The sequence below is a fragment of the Capsulimonas sp. genome (genome assembly GCF_039929585.1).
GTDB lineage: Bacteria > Armatimonadota > Armatimonadia > Armatimonadales > Capsulimonadaceae > Capsulimonas.
In genome coordinates this window covers 1-22,976 of record NZ_JBDSQY010000351.1, presented here as the reverse complement: position 1 = coordinate 22,976, position 22,976 = coordinate 1, and the positions used below count along the sequence as shown (strand labels likewise).

The window sequence follows — 22,976 nt, the reverse complement described above, 5'->3', positions numbered from 1 at the left end:
CTTGACCCAGCCATTCCTCGGGGCGCACATGCCCACTGCCGGGGGCGTCCAAAACGCCCTCACATCCGGTCACGCCATCGGCTGCGAAGCCGTCCAGATCTTCACCGCCAGCCCGCGGCAGTGGAAAGCCAACCCGATCAGCGACGAAACGATTGCGAAGTTCCGGGTGGCGCTGGATGCAAGCGGCTGCCGGCAGACGATCGCGCACGATTCCTATCTGATCAATCTGGCCGCCGCTCCAGGGAGCGAGATCATCGCGAAATCCCGCGCCGCCTTCCGGGGCGAGCTGGAGCGCGCGGAGGCTCTCGGGCTGGACTTTCTCGTCAGCCACCCCGGCGCCCATGTCGGCGACGGTGAGGAAACGGGCATTGCGCGCCTGATCGAAAGCCTGGACATCATTCACGCTGAGACCGAGGGCTACAAAGTCCGCACGGCGCTGGAGACAACAGCCGGGCAGGGGACCTATCTCGGCGGACGGTTCGAGCACCTCGCCCAGATCATCAACGGCGTGAAGAACCCCGAGCGCCTTTGTGTCTGTCTCGACACGTGTCATATCTTCGCCGCCGGTTACGACATTCGCGACACACAAGCTTATGAAGAGACGATTGGGTTATTTCACGAGATCATCGGGATCGACCAGCTCAAGGTTATCCATGCGAACGATTCGCTGAAGAAGTTCGGCAGCCACGCGGACCGCCACGCGCATATCGGCGAAGGCGAAATCGGCCTCACGGCTTTCCATCTCCTGGTAAACGATCCCCGCATGCACGAAAAGGCGATCATCGTGGAGACGCCCGACGCCGAAACCATGCATGAAGTCAACGTCAAGCGCCTGCGCGATCTGATCGGCGCCAACGCTCCTGTTTTGGCCGCGCCCGTGCTGGCGCTCTAACGGCTGCAACTTTTTATCGCGTCCCGTGTCTCATTGATCGAACGATGGATGAGGAGACTGAACATGGAACATGGTATTTTTGCGTGGATCATTGCGGGCGGTATCGGGCTGATCTTGACGTGTGCGCTGCTCGCGCTTGCCACGACGATCTTTCAGATCGTGGAGATTGTCGATGTCGTACGGCGTGATTTCAACGACGACAATATGAAGATCGTGTGGCTGCTCGTCATCATCTTCACGCACTTTATTGGGGCGCTGGTTTACTACTTCGTCGGAAAGAGCCAGGGGACGCTGCGCGCGTAGCGTCCCTTCTTCCAAATCCACGCAGGAATACGCCGTCCCCCGTCGTAAGTTAATGACGTGGACAAGCAGAGTGACGCGTCCGATGTCGCGATAACCGAATTACCTCGTCAGGAAGTGCAGCGCGCCCTGCGATTGTGGACTTGGGAGGGCAGCGCCGCCACCATTTGGGGTACGTTTTGCGGCGGAGCGTTCCAGACCGGATTCGCGCTCTATTTAGGGTGCAGTGAATTCATTATCGGGGCGCTCGCCGCGATTCCGGCCTTCGCGGGTCTTCTCCAGCTATTCTCCTCCTATTACGCGCAGCGCTACGGAAATCGCAAGCAGATCGTGATCTGGTCGGGCGTCCTCGGCCGCCTTCTCTGGCTGCCGATGCTGCTGATCCCATTTGTGCTGCCCAAGTCTCTCTGGGTGGGCGTCTTTCTCCTCCTCACCGTTCTCTCCAGCGCACTGCTCAATATTGGCGGTCCGCTGTGGACGGCGTGGATCTCCGATCTTGTCCCCAAAGATTATCGGGGCCGATATTTCGGCCGGCGCAATATGTACGCCGGCTTTGTGGGCATGGTCGCGAGTATCCTGGGCGGTCTGTTCATCGACCATGCGACGAAGCAGGCGACGATGTCGCAGCCGCTCGCATTCGGCGCGCTGTTCGGCGTGGCGGGCGTCTTCGCGCTATGCTCGTTCTTTCTAGGATCTCGCAGTCCCGATGTGGCCCCCTCCGTAAGCGCCGCCGGCGCCAGCGCGCCTGGCCCGAAGGCGGCGCTGCGCTATTACTCCGCTCCATTTCGCGACCGTAACTTCCGCAGGATCATGCTTTACAATGCGATCCTTGCGGCGGCGACAGGGATCGCCGGACAGTTCTTCACCGTCTATCAGATCAAGTATCTCCATTTCGACTACACGGTCATGCAGCTTCTCGGCGCCGTCGCCAGCATCGCGGGCCTCGGGGTGATGCCGCTGTGGGGGTATCTGGCCGACAAATATGGAAACAAGCCCATTCTGGCCATCTGCAACGTCCTGGTGATCATCGCTCCGTTCCTATGGCTTGTGACCGTTCCGGACAGTTTTCCCGGACTTTGGACCGTGACCCACGGCGGACACGTCATCGTCTCGTTCTCCAAGATCGATATCTGTGTTCTGAACCTGATCGCCGGGGCGTCGTGGGCGGGCGTGGGACTGACGCAGTTCAATATGATGATCGGCCTGGCGCCCCCGGAGCAGCGGACAGTTTATGTGAGCGCCGTCAGCGCGACGACCGGCATTATCGGCGGCATTGCCCCGCTTCTCGGCGGCGCCATGATTACCGCGATGGCTGAAACGCATTTTCCCGCGACCGGCATGGTGCGAAACTCATACCACATCGTGTTCCTTGCCTCCGCGCTGTTCCGCGCGGTGGCGCTGCTTCTGCTCCAGCCGATCCGCGAGGAAGGCAGCAATTCGACGCGCTATGTGATCGACCAGCTGCGCGCAACCAAGCCGATTGCGTCGTTCCGGAATATCAGCCGGCTTTCCAAAGGCAGCGTGGCGTCGCGGCAGGCGGCGGCGGAGCAGCTTGCAACGATCCGTACACCCGTCGCGGTAGAGGAGCTGGTGCGCGCTCTGGACGATGTTTCCCTGCGCGTGCGCGAGGAGGCAGCGAGAGCGCTGGGGGAGATTGGGGACGAGCGCGCCGTCACGCCTCTGGTCGTCAAACTGACCGACCCCTCATCAGGGATTACGAATGCTGCAGCGACGGCGCTGGGGAAGATTGGAAGTTCCCACGCGCTTCCATCGCTGGCTGCCGCCGCTCAGCTTGGCCCGCTCTCCCGACAGCTAGCCGCGCTGGAAGCGCTGGGGCGAATTGACGACGACCGCGTGTCTGGGCTTCTGATCAGCCTGGCGTCCAGCAATGACGCTTCGGTCCGCTCCACGGCGATCCGCGCTTTGATCGAGCGGGAAGATCCCTCGGCTGGAAATGCAATGGCCGTAATTCTCGACCGTGAAACCGACCCGGCTACGGTCACGACGCTCGCCGACGCGCTCGGACGCGCTCGGACGCGTCGGGAGCATCGCGGCGCTTGGGCCGCTGCTGCGCGCTCTGGACCGGATTTCCACACCGATCGCTCGCCGTTCCGCAATCAACGCCGTAGGAAGCATTGTCGGCGGCCGCGACTCGCTTTACCCTTACCTGGCCCTGGAAGCCTTCGCGCGCGATGAGATCGTGAGCCGCACTCTGATGAGTACGCAGCGCCGAATGCAGCAGCGCGCGAAGCGCGGATCTTTGCCTGGAGCCGCACGCATCGCGGCGCGCGCACGGCAGGCGCTGGAAGCCTACGCGGCGGGAGATCTCTCAGCATGTCTGACAAGCATGCGCAAATTGACGGATTTAATCGAGGCGTCGGAGCGAACCGAACCGGTCCAGCGCGTGCTGCGATGGCTGGACGATCGACGGAAGGGTGGGGGAACAGCTGTCGAGAATGAGGAAATTCTGCTGGCGGTGTTTTTGGTGCGGATGGTGACGGAGTGAAGCCCTCACCCCCCCGGCCCCCTCTCCCAATTCTGGGAGAGGGGGAGTAAGAGTTTTGTAATAAGATCCTATAGATCAGTACAAAATCTTTGTCTTTATCTAGCTCCCCTTCTCCCAGAATTGGGAGAAAGGGTTGGGGATGAGGGCCAAATCGGCCCTACACGCTCAGTGTGACATCTGTCCCATTGGCGGCGAGCTTATAACCATACGCCTGCTGGAAGAAGTCTGCGGGCACATAGAGCTCGCCGTCGTTGACGTATGACGGCGCAGAGTATGTCACCGGGGTGCCGTTGACGTCGGCAGTATTCTCCGCCATTTGGAACGTGGCCGTCCATTGGCCGATCGTGGCGGCGGCGGTCTTCGTTTCGTTGTCCCAGGTAACCGTTCCGCCCAGGGCAGTGACGACTTCCTTGAGCGGGACATAAAGGACGCCGTCCTTCAAGTGGGGCTCTTCTGCAAGGGCAACGTTCTGACCGTTCAAATTGTAGCTCATGGTGGACTCCTATTTTTTGACGGTGAGGTTATTTACGACGCTTTTCACGCCCTCGGTCTTCTTCGCGTCTTCCTCTGCGGCGGCCTTTCCAGCGGCGGTGGGAACCGTGCCGGTCAGGGTTATGACGCCAGCTTTGGCGTCCGCAGTGATTTCCGCTCCGTCTAACTTAGGATCGGTCGTCACGGCGCTTTGAACCTGAGTTCCGATCAAAGCGTCGTCGCCGGCCTGTCCCGCGCTGGGATTGGAAGCCGCGCCATTCTCTCCGCCCTTTGTTCCGCAGCCCGCGAGGGCGAATACCATCACAAGGGCGGCCACGGGAAGAGCCAGCAGTGCTCGTCGCCGTAAAGTCATCTCACGCATCGTCTCTCCTTGTGTCCCGGCCGCGATGGCCGGTGTTGATCGAATGTACCCAGCCTCACCGTGGAACAAAACTCACGGCCGCAGGACATTCCCGATAATTTATTGCAGTGGATCGAAAAATTCTGCCCGGATCGTTTTCAGCCGGCCATGAGGCGTTCGGAAGATCAAGGTCGCGGCGGGTTTCCCCTGGTAATTGGACAGAATTTCGCGGGCGCGGGTAAGGCCCAGTTTCGTCATCGGCTGGCCGTCGATCTTCAGAAGCTCGTCCGCCGGCGAGATATCCGCTTTGGCGATCGGCGCTTCGGGCATCGCCGAGTCAATGAAGAAGTGTGGTTTGCCGTCAACATCCAGGCTCGACGAGAGCCCCGCGCCGGTCGTTCGCGTATTGAACGGCTTTAAGCTCCCCGTATTGCGGCCAAGATAGATCTGGCTCTTGGAATAATCGAACGTGACGGTAAAGCGCGAAAGCAGGCCCGACCCGATCGATCCCGCATTCAGCTGCGAGGCGCCGCCTTTGGTGTCGAGCGAAAAGTCCGCCGGCACGCCGGTCAGCTTATTCCCGCCGATGGTGAAGCTGTTGATCCGAACTTGGCGGGATTCGGAAAGCCCGCCGATGCCGCCGCCCGAGGTGATCATTCCCTTCGGATACTTTTTCGCCAAACCCTTTTGCTGGACGTAGGGGCCATAAAAGCGCAGCGCCGCGACGTCGCCGGTGTCGATCAAATAGCGCGCGGGAGGCAGGTTGTCCAGCTGAGCCGTGGTGTTGGGAATATCGTCTTCCAAGGCGATCGCGATAGGATCGCCATCGGACGCCGCCGCCTGAAAAGCGCCCGGCTCGACAAACGTGAGCTTGCGATGCGCAAAATCAATACGAACGACGAAGCGCGAGAGCAGATCGTACCCAACGAACCCCGCGACAGGCTGGCCAAGAAACTGATCCAGCTCCATCGGCAGGTTCACTGCCACGGCGGTGATTTTGGTCAGCTTGACCGCGCCTGGGATTTCCAGACTGTCGATCTGCACGGGGCGCAGATCGGTCGAGCCTCCGTAACCGCGCGCCTCCAGAAATCCGCCTTGCTTCAAGCCTAGCTTCTTCGCCGCCTTTTGACTGAGCGCGATCCCGCTGGCGCCGCTATCCAGCAGCAGCATGACCGATTTGCCGTTGATGCGCACCTTGAAGCCGATCGCGCCGTCGTCGAAGACAAAGGGGATCGTCGCCGAGGTTGCTCCAGGCTTCAGGAATGTGTAGTTCTTCGATACAGTCGGCAGCGTAAAGAGTGTATCGGCCAGATCGACATTATTCTCGATCTTCGTCGCCACAATGTCCACATCGTAGCGTGCGTTGCCGTTGGTGATATGCTGCTTGCGCGGGTAAAGCACGCTGCCAATCTTCACAAAGTCCGAAAACGTCGTCACGGAAGTCACGTCGTCGTTGCTGTGCTGTTCCTTGACGATCAGAAAGCTGACCGGGTCGAAGAACAGCGTGCTGGGCTTGCCGCCTTCGGGCGACACATCGACGATGTAATTTCCCGTTCCTGTTTCCCGCGCCGGGCGCAGCGTACGCTTGCCGGGCAGCCGATCCGTGAAGGCGTAGGAGTTGGTGTCGAAGAAGACCTGATTGCGAATATCCTTGATCTCATCGCCCGTCAGAAGGCGCGTATTGCCGTTGCTGTCCCGCCGCCATGCGGTGTCGCCATCGTAGCCTTGCTTGACATTGAGAATGCCGATCTGGTCCTCTTCATACTCACGTCCGGGCTCTTCGAACATCGTCGTCAGCGCACCGATTTCGCCGCCGGTATCGATTGTTGCGTGTATCCGCGTGCTGTGGACCGCGCGCAGCGCTTCCTCGCCGCCCATCGCCTGGATATGGCGCTTCAGCACGTCATCCAGTGTCAGGGCGGTTGTCGCCGGAAGGAGTGGCGGCGTGGGAGTCGCGACGGGCGCTGCATCGGCTTTTACAGGGATGCCCTGAACTTCTTTGGTCGGCCCGGCTGAAGAGTTGGGCTCCAGTACGATCATCAGCTCGGGATAGTCAAACGTGACGTGGAAGCGGCTCAGCACGTCGCCGCCGACGCCGCCGGCAAGGTCGGACATATCGGAGACGCCGGCGCCGCTGATCGTCGCAATGGAGACATCTTGGAGCCTGACTTTGTTGATCGTCAGCGTGTGGCCGTCGGTGAGCGTTTCATTGACGGCGCCGCCGATACCGAGGCCCATGCGAGCCCGGGCGCCGGGTGTGGAGGCGGTGGCGAGGAGACCGCTCTTGCGCGCGAATTTGGTGTAAAGATGGACTGCGCCCGTATCGCCGGTGTCCACCAGGAACTTTCCTGTGTGGGTTCCGTCCACGGTCGCGGTCGCCACGGGCGTTTTGTTGAGAAGCCGGATCGCCCACTTCGTCGCGCCGGGCGCGGAGGCGAAGGGAACGGAGTAATCGGTGAGCGTCAGGACCTTCTTGTCATAATCGATCCGAACACGGAACCGGGCGAAGAGATCGTAGCCGAGGGCGCCGTCCACCTGCGCGCGGTCGTTAAGCGCTTGGGCGATCTTCGGGTCCTTGATCACGTAGACGAGCTGGCCTTTGATCCGCGCCAGCCCCGGCAGCTCGATCGTGGCTTTGGTCGCGATCCCGCTCGACGCCGATCCGCCGTAGCCGACCGCCGCCATTTCGCCTTGCGGCTTCAAACCGATGGCGTCCGCCGACTTGCCTGTGATAAAGCTCGTGCCGGCGCCGCTGTCGACCAGCAGGCGGACCGGGTGATTGTTGATGGTCGCGGCGACGACGACCTCGCCCTGATCGAATGTGAAGGGAACCTCGACCGATTTGTCCGTCGCCGACTTCAGGAACTCAAAATCCTTCGCCGAATCCGGGACTTCAAAGATCGTCGGATCGGTTTTGGAGAGACGCTCCGAAGACTTCAGTTCGGCGCGCACGGTGAAGGGAAGGCCGGCGTAGCTAATATCCAGCACGGCGGGGAGACGCTCTCCCCGGATCGCTTTATAGGAACGGATCGCCACCGTGCCGGTCACGGATCCCGTATGCGCGATGATCTTGCTGATCAAATAGGTCTTGGGGTTGAGATAGATCGTTTGCGACGTTCCGCCGGTCGGCGCGACATCGATAATAAAGGCCCCGGTCCTCGGCTCGCGCTGCCGATGCAGCGTCACCTTACCCTTTTTGGCGTCCTTGATCGGGTCGTACGATTCCAGGGAAAACGACGCCGCCGCCCGGTTCTCAGTCTGCTCCGCCCCGCGCACGACGCGCACGTTGCCCGTGCTGTCCTGCTGCCAGCTGGTCACTCCGTTGTCGGCGGTCGTCTCATGCAGCGGTCCCAGGATCATATCCACACGCATCTTATGCGGCTTCGCATGCGTTTCCTGGAGAGATCCGGTCAAACCGCCGGCGCTGATCGTGTAAGTCGTCTGCTCATCGCCGTCCGCAGTCTTGGCGCCGGGAACGATCACCGCCTTTGCGTGTTTGGCGAGAATGGACGAAAGTGATTCTTGCGAGGGGGCAGGGGCCGCGTACACCGCAGGAGCGGCGAGCGAGGCGAACAAAAGCACAGATGGCGCGATACGCGCGAGGATTGCATATTTCACGTGATTATTGTACCAGATATCTATTTAACGCCGTGCGTGGATCCGGCGGCTATGCGCGGCGTCAGCTACTCAAAGAATTCTTTCGAATACTCAACTCTACCGGTCAGTTCCGACCATCCGTTTTCGACGAGAGAAATAACCATGCAGTTCTCTTCACGAACGTCAATGGGCAATTCAATACCATGTTTTTTCGTCAGCTCATACCCGAATCTGGGATAGTATTTGGCAGGCCCCAATACGATCACAGACCGATATCCCAATTCTTTAGCAAGCCGATGGGCTTCGGCGACTAACTTGCCGCCCACTCCTTTCCCCTGAAACTCGGGCGCAACCGAAAGCGGCGCCAGAGCAAGTGACACCATCGACTGTTCCTGGTTATGGATCAAGATCTTCGTCAGCATGATATGCCCCGCGATTTCATGATCGACTTCCGCCACAAGCGATAATCGCGGGATGAAAGCGTCTGATTTTCTGAGCCGCTCCACCATGAACTGCTCTCGGTGATTGCTGTAACCCACATCTTGATATGCGGATTTTATCATTTCCGCAACAGCAGGACGATCCTCTGGGTTTTCTTGACGGATGATAACTTGCATAAAGGCCTTAATAAAAACAGCCCGCGCTTCGTATGAAGCGCGGGCTGTTCTTGAAGTAAATCCTAGCAGTCGTAGTACAGGTAGAACTCGTACGGATGGGGTCGCAGGGCGACGCCTTCCACTTCACGAACTCGCTTGTAGTCGATGTAGGTCTCGATCAGGCTCTTGGTGAACACGTCGCCCTTGAGCAGGAACTCGTGGTCGGCTTCCAGCGCGTCGAGCGACTCGGCCAGGGAGCCAGGGGTCTGCGCGATGCCGGCCTTCTCTTCAGGGGCCAGTTCGTAGATGTCCTTGTCGACTGGGGGCGGAGGCATGATCTTGTTCTGGATACCGTCGATGCCCGCCATGACCAGCGCGGAGAACAGCAGGTACGGGTTGGCCGTCGGGTCCGGAGCGCGGAACTCGACACGCTTGGCCTTGGGGTTCTGCGTGACGGGGATGCGGATCGCGGCCGAGCGGTTGCGGGCCGAGTAGACCAGGTTGATCGGGGCTTCGTAACCCGGCACCAGGCGGCGGTAGGAGTTGGTGGACGCCGCGCCGAAGGCGAGGAGCGCGTTGGCGTGCTTCAGGATACCGCCGATGTAGTAGATGGCCGTCTCGGACAGGCCGCCATAGCCCTTCTCATCGAAGAAAACGTTCGTGCCGTTCTTCCACATCGAGACGCTGGTGTGCATGCCGGAGCCGTTATCCTGGAAGATGGGCTTGGGCATGAACGTGGCGGTGTAGCCGTTCTGGGCGGCGACGTTCTTGACGATGTACTTGTGCAGAAGGAGGTGATCCGCCATCTTCACGAGCGTGTTGTACTTGAGGCCGATCTCACCCTGGCCGGCGTTGCCGACTTCGTGGTGGTGAACATCGACTTCGACGCCGGCTTCGAGAAGGGTCATAACCATCTCACCGCGCAGGTCGGAAAGGGTGTCGGACGGCGGCACGGGGAAGTAGCCTTCCTTGGTGCGCATCTTGTAGCCGAGGTTCGGCTTCTCGTCGCGTCCCGTGTTCCAGGCAGCTTCATCGGAGTCAATCGCGTAGAAACCGGTGTTCGCCGTCTGGCCGTAACGGATGTCATTGAAGACGTAGAACTCGGCTTCCGGTCCCAGGTAGACCGTATCGGCGATACCGGTGGAGGTCAGGTAAGCCTCGGCGTTCTTGGCGATGTTGCGCGGGTCGCGAGGATATTTTTCGCGGGTGATCGGATCCTCGACATCGGCGATGATCGACAGGGTGGGGATTTCGGTGAAGGGATCGATGATCGCGCTGTCCGGATCGGGGACCAGGAGCATGTCCGACTCGTCGATCGTCTGGAAGCCGCGCACGGAGGAGCCATCGAACGGCATGCCTTCGGTGAAGTTATCCTCGGTAAATCGGTGGGCCGGAAGGGTGAAGTGCTGCCAGGTGCCGGGCACGTCGACGAACTTCACGTCGACGAACTTCAATTCCTTCTCTTTGATCAGGTTCAGAACATCTTTGGCTGTTTTTGCCATCTGGGGATCATGTCTCCTTAGCTTTAGTTTTCGAACTTACACATCTTCGGAATGGACAGTGGGGATTGACGGCGGACACAAAAAAAGTCCCTGACGCGGGGCGCGACTCAAATTAGAGCATCGCGCTGGGCCGCAACAGGAACGTCGGTGTTCTCTATTTTTAGAGGGCGCCATCTCAAACTCGGTGTCAGTATACTGATCTGAGGAACGGTTTGTCAAGAGGCGCCAATTGCGTTATTCGTGTGCATGATTCTGCTATAATTACCTATCATTTATACCTGGAGCGAGACACTGTTGAAGAAACGGAACGCAATACTCATACCGGCCCTCGTTCTGGCGACCGCCTCCGCGCTCTTTGCGGCGCCGGACGCCGCGCAGATATATCAGCAGGGAGTGAAGGATTATAAAGCCGGCAATCTCGTCGCCGCACAGAGTGAGCTCAAGCAATACCTCGCCAGCAATCCTCAAAACGGTCCGGCGCACGGTCTGCTCGGTTACATCTATCTGAAAAATAACAACGCGATCGACGCCATTACGCATCTCAAGCAAGCCGTCGCCATTACTCCCAAGGATTACTCTGCCCACAACAACCTGGGCGCCGCCTATTTGTTGGCGGGACAAACGGACTCCGCCGTTTCCGAATACAAGATCGTCGTCGCCGCAGCTCCCGCGAGCGGTCAGGCGCACTTCAACCTTGGCAACGCCTACGCGAAGCTGGAGCAGTATCCGGCCGCCATCAAGGAATATCAATCGGCCATCGCGCGGCAGCCGTCGGCTCCCGCCTACATCAATCTTGGTTACGCGCTGGAAAAGACCGATCGTTTCGCTCCGGCGGCGGACGCCTACCGCAGCGCCGCGGCGATCGACCCCAAAAACTCGACGGCATGGCTGAACGCCGGGCTTCTCTATCAGCAGACCGGAGACACCGGGAAGGCGATCGGCGCGCTGCAGCGCGCCGTGGCCCTGGGGACGGAGCACAAGTATCCCGCGCACTTTGCCCTTGGCGAAGCGTACGCCGCCACCAACCGGCAGCCGGAAGCGGTTAAGGAATTTCAGGTCGCGTCGCGACTGCGACCGAAAGAGTTCGCCGCATGGTTCAACCTCGCGATCGTGCAGTCACGCAGCGGCGATCTGCTGGGCTCGATCAACGCGTACCGCAAGGCGCTGGAAGTAAAGCCCGGCGATAAAACGACGACGCTCAATTTGGCCGTTGCGCTCGGGGAAGCCGGCAAGACGGAGGAAGCGATCGCATTGCTCAATCAAGCCGCCGACGCCGCGCCGGATGAGGTGGAGCCGCATGTGGCTCTGGCGGATATTTACACGCGCCAGAGCGATTACGCAAAGGCGAAGGCCGAGCTCAAGACGGCGCTGGAGATCAAGCCAGACAATGTTGATATCAAACTGGCGCTGGCGGATCTTTATTACGCACAAAAGAACTATTTGGACGCCGTCACGCTTTACGATTCCGCTGCAAAGGCCGCGCCGCGCAATTCCATCGCCCAGAACAGCCGTGGACTGGCGCACGAGGCGCTGGGAGACTTGGTCACTGCGATCGCCGCATTCCAGGCCGCCCTCGATGCGGATCCAAAGAACGCCATCGCGCAAAATAATCTTGGGGTCGTTTATGAAAAACAAGGTAGAAATACGGTAGCGCTGGCTGCCTACCGTAAGGCCGTTCTGATCGACCCAAATCTTAAGGAAGCGCGCGAGAACGTCGCGCGCTTCGGCAAAAAATAGATCCTCACGTTCGAAACGGATGCTTCAAACCTATGTTCATGCGAACAATCGGCATCATGGCGAATGCGGGGAAAGACGCCGCGCTCGACGTCGCCAGGGCCGCCGATGAATATCTACGCGCTCGGGGGGTGTCTGTCCTTGTGCAGCACCATGTCGCGGACTACATCGGCGATTCCCAGCGTGGCCTGAGCGACAGCCATGTGACCGACGCCGACGCGGTGCTGGTCATGGGCGGGGACGGCACGATCCTGGCGACATCCCGTGAATGCGCCTCCAAGGGCACGCCGATGCTGCCTATTCATCTGGGCCGCTTCGGATTTCTTACGGAAGTCGCTCCCGACGACCTGAATATGGCGCTGGATGCGCTGCTCGACGGTGGTTTCACTGTCGACGAACGCATGATGCTGCACTGCGAGTCCCTGCGCGGTTCCGACGAAGAGGATCAAGCCTCCGCGTTCGCGCTGAACGATGTCGTGATTGCGAACGGTCCTTTGTCCCGCGTGCTGCACCTGCGTATGTCCGTCAACGGGAAGTACGTCACGACCTACGCCGCCGACGGGATCATTATCGCGACGCCTACCGGCTCCACGGCTTACTCGCTTTCCGCAGGCGGTCCGCTCGTTCATCCGAGCATGCAGACGATCCTTGTGACGCCGATCTGCCCGCATACCCTGACGGCGCGCGCATTACTTGTCCCTGAAGACGCCGAGATCACCATTGTGGTGGAGCGCGACCCGCAGGATATGGTGCGTGTGACAGTGGACGGCCAAGTCGGCTTCCCACTGCTCACCGGTGACGAGATCAAAGTCCGCCGGTCTCCCTACCCCGCGCGTCTGCTCAACGTCGGCGGCGCGGATTTTTACGACAAGCTTCAGAGCAAACTGCGCTGGGGCGAGCGGATGGTGTATTAAGGGGCCAGCGGCCCGATGATCAAAGGAACCTCGCTTGCGAGAGCAAAAGAAGCCGGCGAATAAATTCGCGCCTAGAAGTGCACAATGTGCCCCTCCGGGCACTCCAGAGAACGTTTACGAATGCGTTTTTGGAGTCCACGCAGGTGGACATCGTGCACTTCTAGGCGCGGTTTTAACCGCCGGCTATCGAAGCTTTTGCGCTATCAAATCGGCAAAACGCGTAACCGCCGGCTTCTTGTTATTCTGAACCCAGGAGTGTGAATGCTTCAGGAATTGCATATTGAAAACTTCGCCCTGATCGACCGGCTGTCGCTGACCTTCGGCGCGGGGCTGAATGTCTTGACCGGAGAAACGGGCGCCGGGAAATCTATTATCATCGACGCGCTGGGATTGGTCCTCGGCGAGCGGGCGAACGCGAACGATCTGATCCGCACGGGTGCGGATCGGTCGGTGGTGGAAGCCGTATTCGATATTTCAGGCGAACCGCCGGCCGTCCGGGAGAAGATCGCGGAACTCGGACTGGAGACCGACGACGAGGCGGTGCTGCTGATCACCCGCGAGCTGCGGCGCGGCAGCGGCAAATCGCAGTGCCGTATCAACGGACGTCTGATGCCGGTTTCGACGCTGAAAGAAGTCGGCGAAAACCTGGTCGATGTCCATGGGCAGCACGAGCACCAATCGCTTCTCGCCGCCGATCGCCATGTGGATGTTCTGGACAAATGGCTGGGCAAATCCGTGCTGGCGCTGCGTGGTGATGTCGCGAGCCGTGTGACCGAGCTGAATACGCTGCGGCGTGATCTGGAGCGTCTGCGCGGCGATGCGCGCGAGCGTACCCGCACGCTCGATCTTTACCGGTTTCAGCAGGATGAGATCGATTCGGCGAGCCTCGTCGCCGGCGAGGAAGACGATCTTGCTGCGGAGCGTACACGGATCGCCAACGCCGAAAAGCTTGCGACGGCCGCCGCCGAGGCGCACGCCTACTTGACGGGGGAAGACAGCGGCAAAGGCGCTTTGGATTTAGTGAACGCCGCTCTGGCGTCCGTCGAGCACGCGAGCGGCATGGATGAGACCCTCGCTCCCGTCGTCGAGATGATCCAGGGGGCGCTTTCTTATTTGGAGGACGGCGCCCACGAACTGCGCAGCTACCAGGAAGCGATCGAGTACGATCCGGAGCGGCTGGAGGAGATCGAGACCAGGCTTAATTTAATCCGAACGCTCAAGCGCAAATATGGGGATACTGTCGAGGAGATTCTCACTTACGGCGCCGAGCTACGCGAAAAGCTGGACCACCTGGAGAATTCCGAGGAGCGGGAAGCCGATCTGACGGCGCGGATCGAGCAGGGCGAGAAGGATCTGACAAAAGTGGCCGCGCGTCTGACCTCAGCCCGCAAAAAAGGCGCGCAGGATTTTGCCTCGAAGATCGCCGCCGAGCTGGGCGATCTGGGCATGACGGCGACAAAGTTCGAAGTCAGCATTGAACCGCAGGCGATCACGAGCAAAGGGGCCGATCATATCGAGTTCCTGCTGTCGCCTAATCCGGGCGAGCCGCTGCGTCCGCTGGCGAAGATTGCGTCGGGCGGAGAAATGTCGCGGATCATGCTGGCGATGAAGTCCGTCATCGTGCGCGAGGGTGGGATGCCGACGATGATCTTCGACGAGATCGACGTGGGTGTTGGTGGCCGCACCGGGCAGGTTCTCGGGGAAAAGCTGGAGGCGTTGGGACGGGAATCGCAGATCCTGTGCATCACGCATCTTGCGCAGATCGCGTCGCGCGCCGGCGATCATTTCTATATTGAGAAGAATGTCGCGGAGGGCCGAACCTCCGTCACCGTCGCGCCGCTTTCGTCGGAGCAGCGTGTGGACGAGATTGTCCGCATGCTGGGGGGAAGCAGAAGAACGGAAGCGGTCGTGCAGCACGCCAAAGACATGCTGACCGCCCGTTAAACGTCGTTACGAGAGGAAGAGCAAGGGAGCGCCGCTATGTTTTTTAAAAAGGATGTTCTTCTCGCCCAGGAATACCTGGGGTTTCTTCTGCTGAACATGTTCGATCTGTTTTTGACGGGGCTGATTTTCCGGCTGCATGGCGACGAAGCCAACGGGATCGCCGTCTTCATCATGGAGCATTACGGTCTGGCCGGCTTTGCAATCTATAAATTCTTGCTCGTTTTGGTTGTCGTTCTGGCGTGCGAAGGCATCTCGCTGAGCAGCATTCGCAAGTCGCGCATCATTATTACCGCCGGCTGCCTTGTCTACTTGCTCGTGGTCTTCTGGGAATGTTTCCTGATCACCACGCACCTGTACCCGAAGCCCGCCGACCCGGAAGAGATCAGTATCGGCGCTCCCGCGAACTCGCACGCCCTCGATTCACTAGACCCGAGCAAGCGTAAACACTCGATACGGCGAAACCCCAGTCACCCCGGGAACGTTCCGCAGAGCGACGGTTAGGGAATCGACCCGCGCGTCATCGGCGGTAAACGTAATCAAAACGTGCTCCGGTCCCGTTGTAATCTCCAGCGACACATTTTGCGCCGCGCATTCCGCCGCCAAGGCCGCGACGAGCCCCGGCCGTTCGTCCGTCTCCAGCAGCAGAACGCGGCGCTTTTCCGTGTTTGTTTGTGTTTCCATTTTGTATTCCTTTGTCTAATATCTAATGTCCGTGAAACAGGTGCGTGTGCGTGAATAAGAAGAAGCCGAGCACGGCGGCGGCCGCCAATCCTCCTACATAGATCATCGCAAAGACTTCCGAACGATCAAATTTAAAATATTTCGAATTTGCCAGCACGATCGCGATTCCCATTGGGAAAAGAGCCGGGATATTTCCGACTCTCGCCAGCGCCAGGATCATCGCGAGTGCAAGTAAGCCGTACATTGTAAAGAATGTCCCGCGCATGTTCAGCCGTAATCGCTCGACAATTCCGAAGAAGAACGGAATGAATAGCGCATCGCCTGGCCCGACGAATGCGATGGGGTGCAACCCTCCCACGGAGGGCATGGCGACGGACACTCTTTGCACGACTTCGGGATGCCGTGCAATCGTGTTTGCTGTGAAGCCGATATTTGTCATGACTCCCACGACGTCAATCGCCATGATCACCAGCGCGATCGGTAGGAGTAGTTTCGGTTCTTTCACGATGACCGATAACATCATTCCCAGAAACGCGAGCGCAATCGTCAATGACAGACCGACGAGGGCTTGATCTAAGAGGTACACCGCAACCGCGATATTGTGAGGCATCTCGCGATAGGGGATATGCACTACTAGGCAAAGCCACCAGATCAGCGCGCAAAGCGCTACTCCGACGACGGATTGCCGCACCGGCAGCCGCATGCCGACAATCGCCCGTGGGATCGCCATTTGCAGCAGCATAAAGGCGAGCGTGGAAATAATGACTAGCGCCGCGATTTGTAATTGGGAGAGATGCCTGGGATCGATATGAACCAGCGGCACGAGGCAATCAAAGGCGACATAGATAAGGGAAAATATCAGCGCGCGATACGGCCACGGGTTCTCTTTGACGGCGGCGAGAGTAAATCGGCGAAACCTTGGACTAGTGGTCATTCGTTCCGTAACCTCTCGTGTTTAATTCGTCTTGGGACCCGACGTGTTATTCGGAGTGAGAGTAGATCCAGGTGATGGAGATACGGGTAGACGCTTCTTAAATACATGCGTATGAGTGTAAACGAAAAAGGCTATCGTGACCGCGATAGCCAGAACGCCTGCGTAGATCATTGCAAATACTTCGGAGCGATCAAATTTAAAGTAGCGAATATTCGCCGCAATCACGGCAATTCCCATCGGCAGAAGCGCCGCGATATTGCCGATATCCGCCAGTACCGCCAGCATAGACGCCGCGAGGAGTCCGAACATTAGCCAAAATGTACCGGCCATATTCAATCGGTTCCGCTGGACGATTCCGAAAAAGAAGGCAATAAAGAGCGCATCTCCCGGGCCGACATAAGAGAGTGTATGCAATACGCCCACGGTAGGCATGGGAACCAGAAATGGCTGTATTACAGGCTGGTTTTGCTGGATTGCGTTGTTGGTGAATCCAATCGGCGTCATGGCGCCGACGACATCAATGATCATGGCGACAAGCGCTATAGGCAGCAGCATCTTGGCTTCACGAACGATCCTTGACAGCAGAATGCCAAAAAATGCCAGTGAGACCGTGAGTGTGAGGCCGCGAAGGCAGCGTCCGACGAACGGAATGGGATGGACAAACGTAATAATTGCCCAAACGGCGCCGAATACTAGCGCTCCGATCACATTTTTCTTTGCGGGCCACTCCATCGCGACGATTGTGCGCGGAACCCACAACTGCAGCAGCATGAACGCTATTGTCGATGTGGCTACCAGAACGAGCGCTGCCCAGCTGGGAATACGGGCGTAGTCAACGTGAATTTTTGGTAATACAAAATTGAAGACAAAGTAAACGGCGCCAGCAATCAAGGCTTGCTGCATCCATTTGCCCGACGGCGCGGTTGGTTCAGGCGTGGTTTGATCGATCTTTGGCTCAGTGATCATGCGCTTTTTCGCCTCTCATGATGCAATAGATCGGTGACTTCCTGGATGCTGTTGGCTTTGACGAGCAGGGCGCGGAGCGCCGAGACTCCGTTGAAGCCCTTGAAGTAGTGCGTGATCAAGCCGCGCATCTCCTTGACGGCCCGCTCCTCGCCGACGTGCGGATCGGCGGCCATGGTTGTCATATGGAACAGGGATGCAGTGATCCGCTCATCCAGGGTAGGGGGCGGCAGATGCTCGCCGGTGGTCAGGAAGTGCTTGACGTCGGCGAAGATCCAGGGGTTGCCCATTGCGGCGCGTCCGATCATGACGGCGTCGCAGCCCGTCTCCTCAAACATCCGCTTGGCGTCTTCGGCCGTCTCTACGTCGCCGTTGCCGATGACGGGGATGGTCACGATGTCCTTGACTCGGCGAATGATCGACCAGTCGGCGTGTCCGGTAAAGCCCTGGCTCGCAAAGCGCGCGTGCACGGCGATGGCGGCCGCGCCAGCGTCCTGCGCTCGCTGGGCGAACTCAATGCCGGTCAACTGCTTGGAATCCCATCCCGAGCGAATCTTCACCGTCACCGGAATTTTTACGGCGTCGACCATCGCTTTGACGACGCTCTGCGCGAGGCAAACGTCTTTGAGCAGTGTGGCCCCCGCGCCGGTTTTCGCGACCTTCGGTACCCAGCATCCCATATTCAGATCGACGATATCCGCGCCGGCGGCTTCCACAACCTGCGCCGCTTCCGCCATCATCGCCGGGTCGCCGCCGAAGAGCTGCACGGACACGGGGCGCTCGGCGTCGTTCCAGTCGAACATGCCGAACGTCTTTGCGTTCTTGTAATGGATCGCATGAGAGGAGAGCAGTTCGGTGACGACCAGACCGACGCCGTACTGCTTGCAGAGCAGGCGAAACGCATGGGAAGTGACGCCGGCCATGGGGGCGAGCACCAGCGGCGTGTCGATCGTGATCGGCCCGATCTGAAGCGGCCGCAGCGGCGATGTTTGGATCAAAGACATGATGCGATTATTATACCCGATTGCGAATGTGCGTCTAAATGGATTGATTATGTGCGTACACGAGCTGCAAGCCGTCCAGCGTCAGCAATGGATCGCTTGCGGTGATGCTCGTTCCGACTTTAGAGATCAAAACGGAGACATGGCCGCCGGTGGCGATCACGGGGCAATCAGGAGCGTTCATCTCCGCACGAAATCGGGCGACCATTCCATCTACCTGGGCGGCGTAGCCGAAGAGCATTCCCGACTGGAGCGCGTGGACGGTGTTGGCGCCGATGGCCTGTGGCGGGCGCATCATCTCCACGGCGGCAAGCTTCGCCGCATGCGAGAACAGCGCCTCGGCGGAGAGAGCGATCCCTGGGCAGATGGCGCCGCCGAGATAAACGGGCGGATCGCCTGGCCGTTCGGGGGCGGCGATCGCGTTGAACGTGGTCGCGGTGCCAAAGTCGATCACGATGCAGGGCGCTCCGAATTTATGGACGGCGGCGACGGCGTCCACCAGGCGATCGGCGCCGATGTCGGTGACGGGATGGTAATTGACCGTGATGCCGATGGGGATTTCGCCGGAGACGATCAGCGGGTTATGCTGGAAGTGGCGCTCGGCAAGGCGGCGCAGATCGACGGTTGCGCTGGGAACAACGCTTGCGATACAGATGCCGTCGATGTCGGAAAAATTGAGTTTCTCGGATTGAAACAGCGTGGTGAGAAGCGCCGCGTATTCATCGCCAGTGCGGCCGTGCTCGGTGCGAATGCGCCAATGCGTAATGAGCTGGGAGCCTTCGTAAATGCCGAAGGTGACGTTGGTGTTGCCGGCGTCGATAACAAGAAGCATGCGGACATTATACCGCCACTGCCTCGCGTCGCATTAAGAACCGACGGTCGTGTCGCGCAGAAACATTTCGGTGACGTAGAACTGGCCGATAGGATCGACGTAGACGCCGACGCCGACCTTCTGATAGCGAGGCTCCAAAATATTAGCGCGATGTCCGGGACTATCCATCAGCGCCTTGTGGCTGTATTTGACGTCGAAATCTTTGGTGTAGACGCTGCAATAGTAGATGTTTTCGCCAACGAGCATCGACTCTGGCTGTACGCCGCCGATATTTTTCAGATCTTCGACGTAACGCAGGGTCGGGGTGCGTGGCGCAGGGGCCGGAGAATGATGGCTGAAGTAATCTCGCTCCGCCATGTCGCGGGAGTGAAGGCGCGCGGTGTCCATCAGCACCGGGTCAAGCGCAAGCGCGCCCAATCCATGTTTGGCGCGGTCGATGTTGATCAATCGGATAAACTCGGCTTCGCGGGAATTAGGGGTATCGGACGAGGCGGCCTTCGTCAGCATCTTGAGGGACGCCTTGGGCGCAGCGAATCCCGCTGGAGCAAATGCTCCCACGGCTAAGACAAACGATAACGCCAGCACAATGCCTTTCCTGTCCATCTCATCACCCTTTCTTTCCATCGCCTGATAATGAAATTATCGGGACGGGAAAGGCGGGGGTGGAGTGACACGTAAGAAAACCGGTGTTTCTACCAGGCGGCGTTTTGTTATCGGGAAGATTGCAGGAGATGATTGAGGATACCGACAGCGCAGTCGATCTCATCGCGCGTGATGACGAGCGGTGGGACAAACTCGATCACGCTGCCGTCGCCGGCGGGCAGAACGATCAGGCCCGAGTGCAGCGCGCGCGTCACGAGATCTAGAGAATCGGCAGTGGAGAAGAATTTGAGGCCGAGCATCAGGCCCCGCCCGCGCACTTCCGCAATTCGGTTTGGATAACTCGTTTGGAGTGCTTGTAGCTGCTGCGTGAAATACGCGCCCATTTCCCGGGCGCGCATGGGAAGGTTCTCACGCGCCATCACGTCCGTCGCAGCGAGGGCGGCGGCGCAGGCGAGGGGATTGCCCAAAAACGTGCTGGTATGGAGCGCTTCACCCGTGGAAATGGGCCAGGCGGACATAACGTCGCGTCCGGCGACGCACGCCGAGATCGGCAACCCTCCCCCCATCGCCTTGCCGATACAGAGAACATCTGGGATGACCTCTTCGTGCTCGCAGGCAAACCAATCGCCGGTCCGTCCCCAGCCCGTGAAAATCTCATCGAAGATCAGCAGCGCGCCATGCGCGGTGCAAAGTTCGCGCAGGCCAGCCAGCCAGCCGTCGGGCGGGACAACGATGCCTCCGCGTCCCTGGATCGGCTCAACCAGCACGGCGCCGATTTCATGGGACGCAAGCGCGGCCTCAATTTGCTCTCGCGAGCATCCGTAGGGTCGATGGGTGGTAAAGGCGCCGAGCTGTGCCCGGAACGGGGCTTTGAAGTCGTCCCGGAACGTTGCATCAAGCGCGCCGTAAGAGAGGCCGTGGTATCCGCCTTCGAAGGCGAGAACGCCTCGCCTCTTTGTCGCCAGCGCCGCCGTTTTGAGCGCCGCTTCAATGGCGTCGCCGCCGTTGAGCCCTAAGATCACCTGGGCGCTTGGAAGAGGGACGCGCTGGGCAATGCGTTCACAGAGGGAGACTTTGACGTCCGACGGATGAACATCGCCCATGCCGTGGATCAGACGCGTGGCTTGATGCTGGATCGCGGCGACCACCTCCGGATGGCTGTGGCCGACACCGGCAACGCCGAAAGCTGCGGTGAGGTCGAGAAAGACATTGCCATCCACATCGGTGACCCAGCATGCCGAGGCGCTTTCCCAAAAGACGGGGAAGTCGTTGGCGAGGTAGGTGACGTTGGGGCTTTCGGAGCGGCGCAGGCGCGCGGCGAGATCCCGGGATTTGGGCCCGGGAATAGGCGTCAGCAGGCGAGGGGAGGTCACGCGCGGTCGGTTTCCACCTGAAGGCGGATCTCGCGTAGGACGCTCGCCACACGCTCACACTCGACATCGGATCCGGCGAAGACGATCGCGCGTCCGGTGGAGTCGATCTCGCGCGCCAGCGCCTCGGCTTTCTCCAGCGTGCAGGCCGTCGCCTTTTGCAGCTGCACTTCGACATCCTCGAACGAATGCCAATCGTCATCGTAAACAATGACGACGTGCGGCTTATCCGTTTCCGGCGGGCTGTGCTGCGTCTGCTCGTTCGGGCTCTCGGTAATCTCTTCCGCCGGCTTGGTGGCCGGCATCAGATCAATGCGTTGGGACATACAAAACTCTCCAAAATGCGCGGCGGCGAATCGCGCCGCCCGACGAGAAAAAGACGAAGATATGCGTCCATTATACCCGCATGAGGCGCTCGTGGTAACCGGTGAAATTACAGGCTCCGCGCGGCGTCCGGACTTGACATCGCACGGACCCAGCGTGTATCCTATCTGCTGAACGCTTCCTTGGCGTTGGAGGTTTCTTGCCAATGTCGTTATCCACCGCCTCTCCGCTGAAAGTCGTCATTTTAGGGTGTGGCCGTGTCGGCTCCACACTCGCCAAACAGCTGTCTCAGGAAGGCCATCACGTCACGGTGATCGATCTCACCAGTGACTCGTTTCGTCGTCTGGGAACGAAGTTCAAAGGCCAGCGCGTTGTCGGGACCGGTCTTGACCGGGACACCATGGACAAGGCGGGCATCGCGAAGGCGGATGTCTTTATCGCCGTGACCCAGGGTGACAATACGAATATTATGGCCGCGCAGATTGCAAAGCAGGTCTTTGCGATCCCGCGAGTCCACGCTCGAATTTATGATCCCATCCGGTCGCAGGCGTACCGCGAAATGGGGATCATGACCCTGTGCACCACCACGATTGCGGCGGGAGTGCTGCATGCGGCCGTGCTGCAGACCGAAGAATCGATCAAATGGCAGGAACGTCTTGAGTCGTGGGACATCGATTATCCCGCGCAGATAGGTTAGCAAAAAGGCGTCACGATGTATATTATTATTGTCGGCGGTGGGAAGATCGGATACTATCTTTCCAAAAAGCTGATTGCCGAAGGTCATGAAGTCGCGCTGATGGAAAAGGACCGCCGCCGCTATGCAATGCTCACCGAAGAGCTCGGCGATGTGGTGGTTCAAGGGGACGGTTGTGAAGTGCGTCTGATGGCCGAAGCCGGCTTCGGCCGCGCCGACGTGGTTGTCGCTGTCACCGGAGACGATGAAGACAACCTTGTCATCTGCCAGATGGCGAAAAAGAAGTTCACCACGCCGCGCACCGTCGCCCGCGTCAACAATCCCGCCAATCAGCAGCTTTTCCAGCAGCTCGGCATCGACACCACGGTCTCCAGCACGCAGATTATCTTTAATCTCTTAGAGCAGCAGATCGAAACCGGCGAAGTCATCCCGCTGGGCGCATTAAAAAACGGCAACATCGAAGTTGTCGCAATCACTGTCTCCGAGCGCTCTCCCGTACTGGGCCGCACGATCAGCGAACTACCGCTCGATAAGAACGCGCTCATCATCTCCATCGTGCGTAACGACAACGCGCTGCTGCCGCAGGGCGATACCCGCTTCGAAAACGACGACACCGTCATTGTGATGGTCCACGCCGATGACGAACAGCAATTGCGCGACATTTTTGGGGAAGTGCACGACTGAGACCGCGCGGCCCTCACCCCCCGGCCCCCTCTCCCAATTCTGGGAGAGGGGGAGTCGGAATAGGATTGGTATT

General features: G+C 59.3%; 23 protein-coding genes. 10 read left to right on the top strand and 13 right to left on the bottom strand.

Features of this window, described 5'->3' with window-relative positions; translation table 11 throughout:
• The first annotated feature begins 1 nt into the window (after nt 1).
• The 4 genes from ABIZ35_RS27060 to ABIZ35_RS27045 all read left to right on the top strand — a co-directional run bounded on the left by ABIZ35_RS27060 (nt 2) and on the right by ABIZ35_RS27045 (nt 3,698).
• Nucleotides 2–892: a deoxyribonuclease IV gene (locus ABIZ35_RS27060; RefSeq protein ID WP_348223057.1), complete on the top strand. Its 891-nt coding sequence runs from the start codon at nt 2–4 to the stop codon at nt 890–892.
• 63 nt (nt 893–955) lie between these two features.
• The gene (locus ABIZ35_RS27055; RefSeq protein WP_348223056.1) at nt 956–1,195 is read left to right on the top strand and encodes a PLD nuclease N-terminal domain-containing protein; all 240 of its coding nucleotides are present in this window, start codon (nt 956–958) and stop codon (nt 1,193–1,195) included.
• Nucleotides 1,196–1,252: 57 nt separating this feature from the next.
• Nucleotides 1,253–3,388, top strand: coding sequence for an MFS transporter (locus tag ABIZ35_RS27050; RefSeq protein ID WP_348223055.1), 2,136 nt, complete (start codon nt 1,253–1,255; stop codon nt 3,386–3,388).
• 19 nt (nt 3,389–3,407) lie between these two features.
• Nucleotides 3,408–3,698 carry a hypothetical protein gene (locus tag ABIZ35_RS27045; RefSeq protein ID WP_348223054.1) on the top strand — a complete coding sequence of 97 codons (291 nt, stop codon included), beginning with the start codon at nt 3,408–3,410 and terminating at the stop codon, nt 3,696–3,698.
• Nucleotides 3,699–3,855: 157 nt separating this feature from the next.
• Here ABIZ35_RS27045 and ABIZ35_RS27040 read toward each other — a convergent pair whose 3' ends face one another.
• From ABIZ35_RS27040 to glnA, 5 genes are all read right to left on the bottom strand, one after another.
• Entirely contained in the window at nt 3,856–4,191 is a 336-nt protein-coding gene (locus tag ABIZ35_RS27040; RefSeq protein ID WP_348223053.1) for a copper amine oxidase N-terminal domain-containing protein, read from the bottom strand.
• 9 nt (nt 4,192–4,200) lie between these two features.
• Nucleotides 4,201–4,551 carry a BON domain-containing protein gene (locus tag ABIZ35_RS27035; protein WP_348223052.1) on the bottom strand — a complete coding sequence of 117 codons (351 nt, stop codon included), beginning with the start codon at nt 4,549–4,551 and terminating at the stop codon, nt 4,201–4,203.
• Nucleotides 4,552–4,650: 99 nt separating this feature from the next.
• Nucleotides 4,651–8,148, bottom strand: coding sequence for an aspartyl protease family protein (locus tag ABIZ35_RS27030; protein WP_348223051.1), 3,498 nt, complete (start codon nt 8,146–8,148; stop codon nt 4,651–4,653).
• 65 nt (nt 8,149–8,213) lie between these two features.
• The gene (locus ABIZ35_RS27025; RefSeq protein ID WP_348223050.1) at nt 8,214–8,744 is read right to left on the bottom strand and encodes an N-acetyltransferase; all 531 of its coding nucleotides are present in this window, start codon (nt 8,742–8,744) and stop codon (nt 8,214–8,216) included.
• A 62-nt stretch (nt 8,745–8,806) separates the two neighbouring features.
• The gene (gene glnA, locus ABIZ35_RS27020) at nt 8,807–10,225 is read right to left on the bottom strand and encodes a type I glutamate--ammonia ligase (RefSeq protein ID WP_348223049.1); all 1,419 of its coding nucleotides are present in this window, start codon (nt 10,223–10,225) and stop codon (nt 8,807–8,809) included.
• Between the two features lie 294 nt (nt 10,226–10,519).
• Between glnA and ABIZ35_RS27015 the strand changes: the two genes are divergently transcribed.
• The 4 genes from ABIZ35_RS27015 to ABIZ35_RS27000 all read left to right on the top strand — a co-directional run bounded on the left by ABIZ35_RS27015 (nt 10,520) and on the right by ABIZ35_RS27000 (nt 15,318).
• Complete coding sequence (locus ABIZ35_RS27015) at nt 10,520–11,962, top strand: tetratricopeptide repeat protein (protein ID WP_348223048.1); 1,443 nt, start codon at nt 10,520–10,522, stop codon at nt 11,960–11,962.
• 32 nt (nt 11,963–11,994) lie between these two features.
• Nucleotides 11,995–12,873 carry an NAD(+)/NADH kinase gene (locus tag ABIZ35_RS27010; protein ID WP_348223047.1) on the top strand — a complete coding sequence of 293 codons (879 nt, stop codon included), beginning with the start codon at nt 11,995–11,997 and terminating at the stop codon, nt 12,871–12,873.
• 261 nt (nt 12,874–13,134) lie between these two features.
• Entirely contained in the window at nt 13,135–14,817 is a 1,683-nt protein-coding gene (recN, locus tag ABIZ35_RS27005) for a DNA repair protein RecN (RefSeq protein ID WP_348223046.1), read from the top strand.
• A 36-nt stretch (nt 14,818–14,853) separates the two neighbouring features.
• Nucleotides 14,854–15,318: a DUF5658 family protein gene (locus tag ABIZ35_RS27000; RefSeq protein ID WP_348223045.1), complete on the top strand. Its 465-nt coding sequence runs from the start codon at nt 14,854–14,856 to the stop codon at nt 15,316–15,318.
• Here the strand turns inward: ABIZ35_RS27000 and ABIZ35_RS26995 are convergent.
• The 8 genes from ABIZ35_RS26995 to ABIZ35_RS26960 all read right to left on the bottom strand — a co-directional run bounded on the left by ABIZ35_RS26995 (nt 15,241) and on the right by ABIZ35_RS26960 (nt 21,527).
• Nucleotides 15,241–15,498: a hypothetical protein gene (locus ABIZ35_RS26995; RefSeq protein ID WP_348223044.1), complete on the bottom strand. Its 258-nt coding sequence runs from the start codon at nt 15,496–15,498 to the stop codon at nt 15,241–15,243. The two genes, ABIZ35_RS27000 and ABIZ35_RS26995, sit on opposite strands and share 78 nt — an antisense overlap.
• 22 nt (nt 15,499–15,520) lie before the next feature.
• Nucleotides 15,521–16,432, bottom strand: a complete 912-nt coding sequence (locus tag ABIZ35_RS26990; RefSeq protein WP_348223043.1) for a hypothetical protein — start codon at nt 16,430–16,432, stop codon at nt 15,521–15,523.
• 21 nt (nt 16,433–16,453) lie between these two features.
• Complete coding sequence (locus tag ABIZ35_RS26985; protein ID WP_348223042.1) at nt 16,454–17,398, bottom strand: hypothetical protein; 945 nt, start codon at nt 17,396–17,398, stop codon at nt 16,454–16,456.
• Entirely contained in the window at nt 17,395–18,399 is a 1,005-nt protein-coding gene (gene dusB / locus ABIZ35_RS26980) for a tRNA dihydrouridine synthase DusB (RefSeq protein ID WP_348223041.1), read from the bottom strand. The genes ABIZ35_RS26985 and dusB overlap by 4 nt, the downstream gene beginning before the upstream one ends.
• A 34-nt stretch (nt 18,400–18,433) precedes the next feature.
• Nucleotides 18,434–19,228 (bottom strand): type III pantothenate kinase, encoded by a 795-nt coding sequence (locus ABIZ35_RS26975; protein ID WP_348223040.1) that lies wholly within the window; start codon nt 19,226–19,228, stop codon nt 18,434–18,436.
• A 33-nt stretch (nt 19,229–19,261) separates the two neighbouring features.
• Nucleotides 19,262–19,831, bottom strand: a complete 570-nt coding sequence (locus tag ABIZ35_RS26970; RefSeq protein WP_348223039.1) for a CAP domain-containing protein — start codon at nt 19,829–19,831, stop codon at nt 19,262–19,264.
• Between the two features lie 107 nt (nt 19,832–19,938).
• On the bottom strand, nt 19,939–21,204 hold the full coding sequence (locus ABIZ35_RS26965; RefSeq protein WP_348223038.1) for an aminotransferase class III-fold pyridoxal phosphate-dependent enzyme: 1,266 nt from the start codon (nt 21,202–21,204) through the stop codon (nt 19,939–19,941).
• On the bottom strand, nt 21,201–21,527 hold the full coding sequence (locus tag ABIZ35_RS26960; RefSeq protein WP_348223037.1) for an ATP-dependent Clp protease adaptor ClpS: 327 nt from the start codon (nt 21,525–21,527) through the stop codon (nt 21,201–21,203). Before ABIZ35_RS26960 ends, ABIZ35_RS26965 begins: the two co-directional genes overlap by 4 nt.
• A gap of 158 nt (nt 21,528–21,685) precedes the next feature.
• On the opposite strand from ABIZ35_RS26960, the gene ABIZ35_RS26955 reads away from it, so the two are divergent.
• Together ABIZ35_RS26955 and ABIZ35_RS26950 are read left to right on the top strand one after the other, a co-directional pair.
• On the top strand, nt 21,686–22,222 hold the full coding sequence (locus tag ABIZ35_RS26955; protein ID WP_348223072.1) for a TrkA family potassium uptake protein: 537 nt from the start codon (nt 21,686–21,688) through the stop codon (nt 22,220–22,222).
• A gap of 15 nt (nt 22,223–22,237) precedes the next feature.
• Nucleotides 22,238–22,903 (top strand): NAD-binding protein, encoded by a 666-nt coding sequence (locus ABIZ35_RS26950; RefSeq protein ID WP_348223036.1) that lies wholly within the window; start codon nt 22,238–22,240, stop codon nt 22,901–22,903.
• Nucleotides 22,904–22,976: the final 73 nt, after the last annotated feature.

Bases quoted from the DNA above. Each gene is read 5' to 3' on its own strand.
- glnA (WP_348223049.1), bottom strand. From the start codon at position 10,225: ATGGCAAAAACAGCCAAAGATGTTCTGAACCTGATCAAAGAGAAGGAA.
- ABIZ35_RS26995 (WP_348223044.1), bottom strand. From the start codon at position 15,498: ATGGAAACACAAACAAACACGGAAAAGCGCCGCGTTCTGCTGCTGGAG.
- ABIZ35_RS27045 (WP_348223054.1), top strand. From the start codon at position 3,408: ATGAGTACGCAGCGCCGAATGCAGCAGCGCGCGAAGCGCGGATCTTTG.
- ABIZ35_RS27055 (WP_348223056.1), top strand. From the start codon at position 956: ATGGAACATGGTATTTTTGCGTGGATCATTGCGGGCGGTATCGGGCTG.
- ABIZ35_RS26970 (WP_348223039.1), bottom strand. From the start codon at position 19,831: ATGGACAGGAAAGGCATTGTGCTGGCGTTATCGTTTGTCTTAGCCGTG.
- ABIZ35_RS26990 (WP_348223043.1), bottom strand. From the start codon at position 16,432: ATGACCACTAGTCCAAGGTTTCGCCGATTTACTCTCGCCGCCGTCAAA.
- ABIZ35_RS27035 (WP_348223052.1), bottom strand. From the start codon at position 4,551: ATGCGTGAGATGACTTTACGGCGACGAGCACTGCTGGCTCTTCCCGTG.
- ABIZ35_RS27040 (WP_348223053.1), bottom strand. From the start codon at position 4,191: ATGAGCTACAATTTGAACGGTCAGAACGTTGCCCTTGCAGAAGAGCCC.
- ABIZ35_RS27010 (WP_348223047.1), top strand. From the start codon at position 11,995: ATGTTCATGCGAACAATCGGCATCATGGCGAATGCGGGGAAAGACGCC.
- ABIZ35_RS27025 (WP_348223050.1), bottom strand. From the start codon at position 8,744: ATGCAAGTTATCATCCGTCAAGAAAACCCAGAGGATCGTCCTGCTGTT.
- ABIZ35_RS27000 (WP_348223045.1), top strand. From the start codon at position 14,854: ATGTTTTTTAAAAAGGATGTTCTTCTCGCCCAGGAATACCTGGGGTTT.
- recN (WP_348223046.1), top strand. From the start codon at position 13,135: ATGCTTCAGGAATTGCATATTGAAAACTTCGCCCTGATCGACCGGCTG.
- dusB (WP_348223041.1), bottom strand. From the start codon at position 18,399: ATGTCTTTGATCCAAACATCGCCGCTGCGGCCGCTTCAGATCGGGCCG.
- ABIZ35_RS26950 (WP_348223036.1), top strand. From the start codon at position 22,238: ATGTATATTATTATTGTCGGCGGTGGGAAGATCGGATACTATCTTTCC.
- ABIZ35_RS26975 (WP_348223040.1), bottom strand. From the start codon at position 19,228: ATGCTTCTTGTTATCGACGCCGGCAACACCAACGTCACCTTCGGCATT.
- ABIZ35_RS26960 (WP_348223037.1), bottom strand. From the start codon at position 21,527: ATGTCCCAACGCATTGATCTGATGCCGGCCACCAAGCCGGCGGAAGAG.
- ABIZ35_RS26985 (WP_348223042.1), bottom strand. From the start codon at position 17,398: ATGATCACTGAGCCAAAGATCGATCAAACCACGCCTGAACCAACCGCG.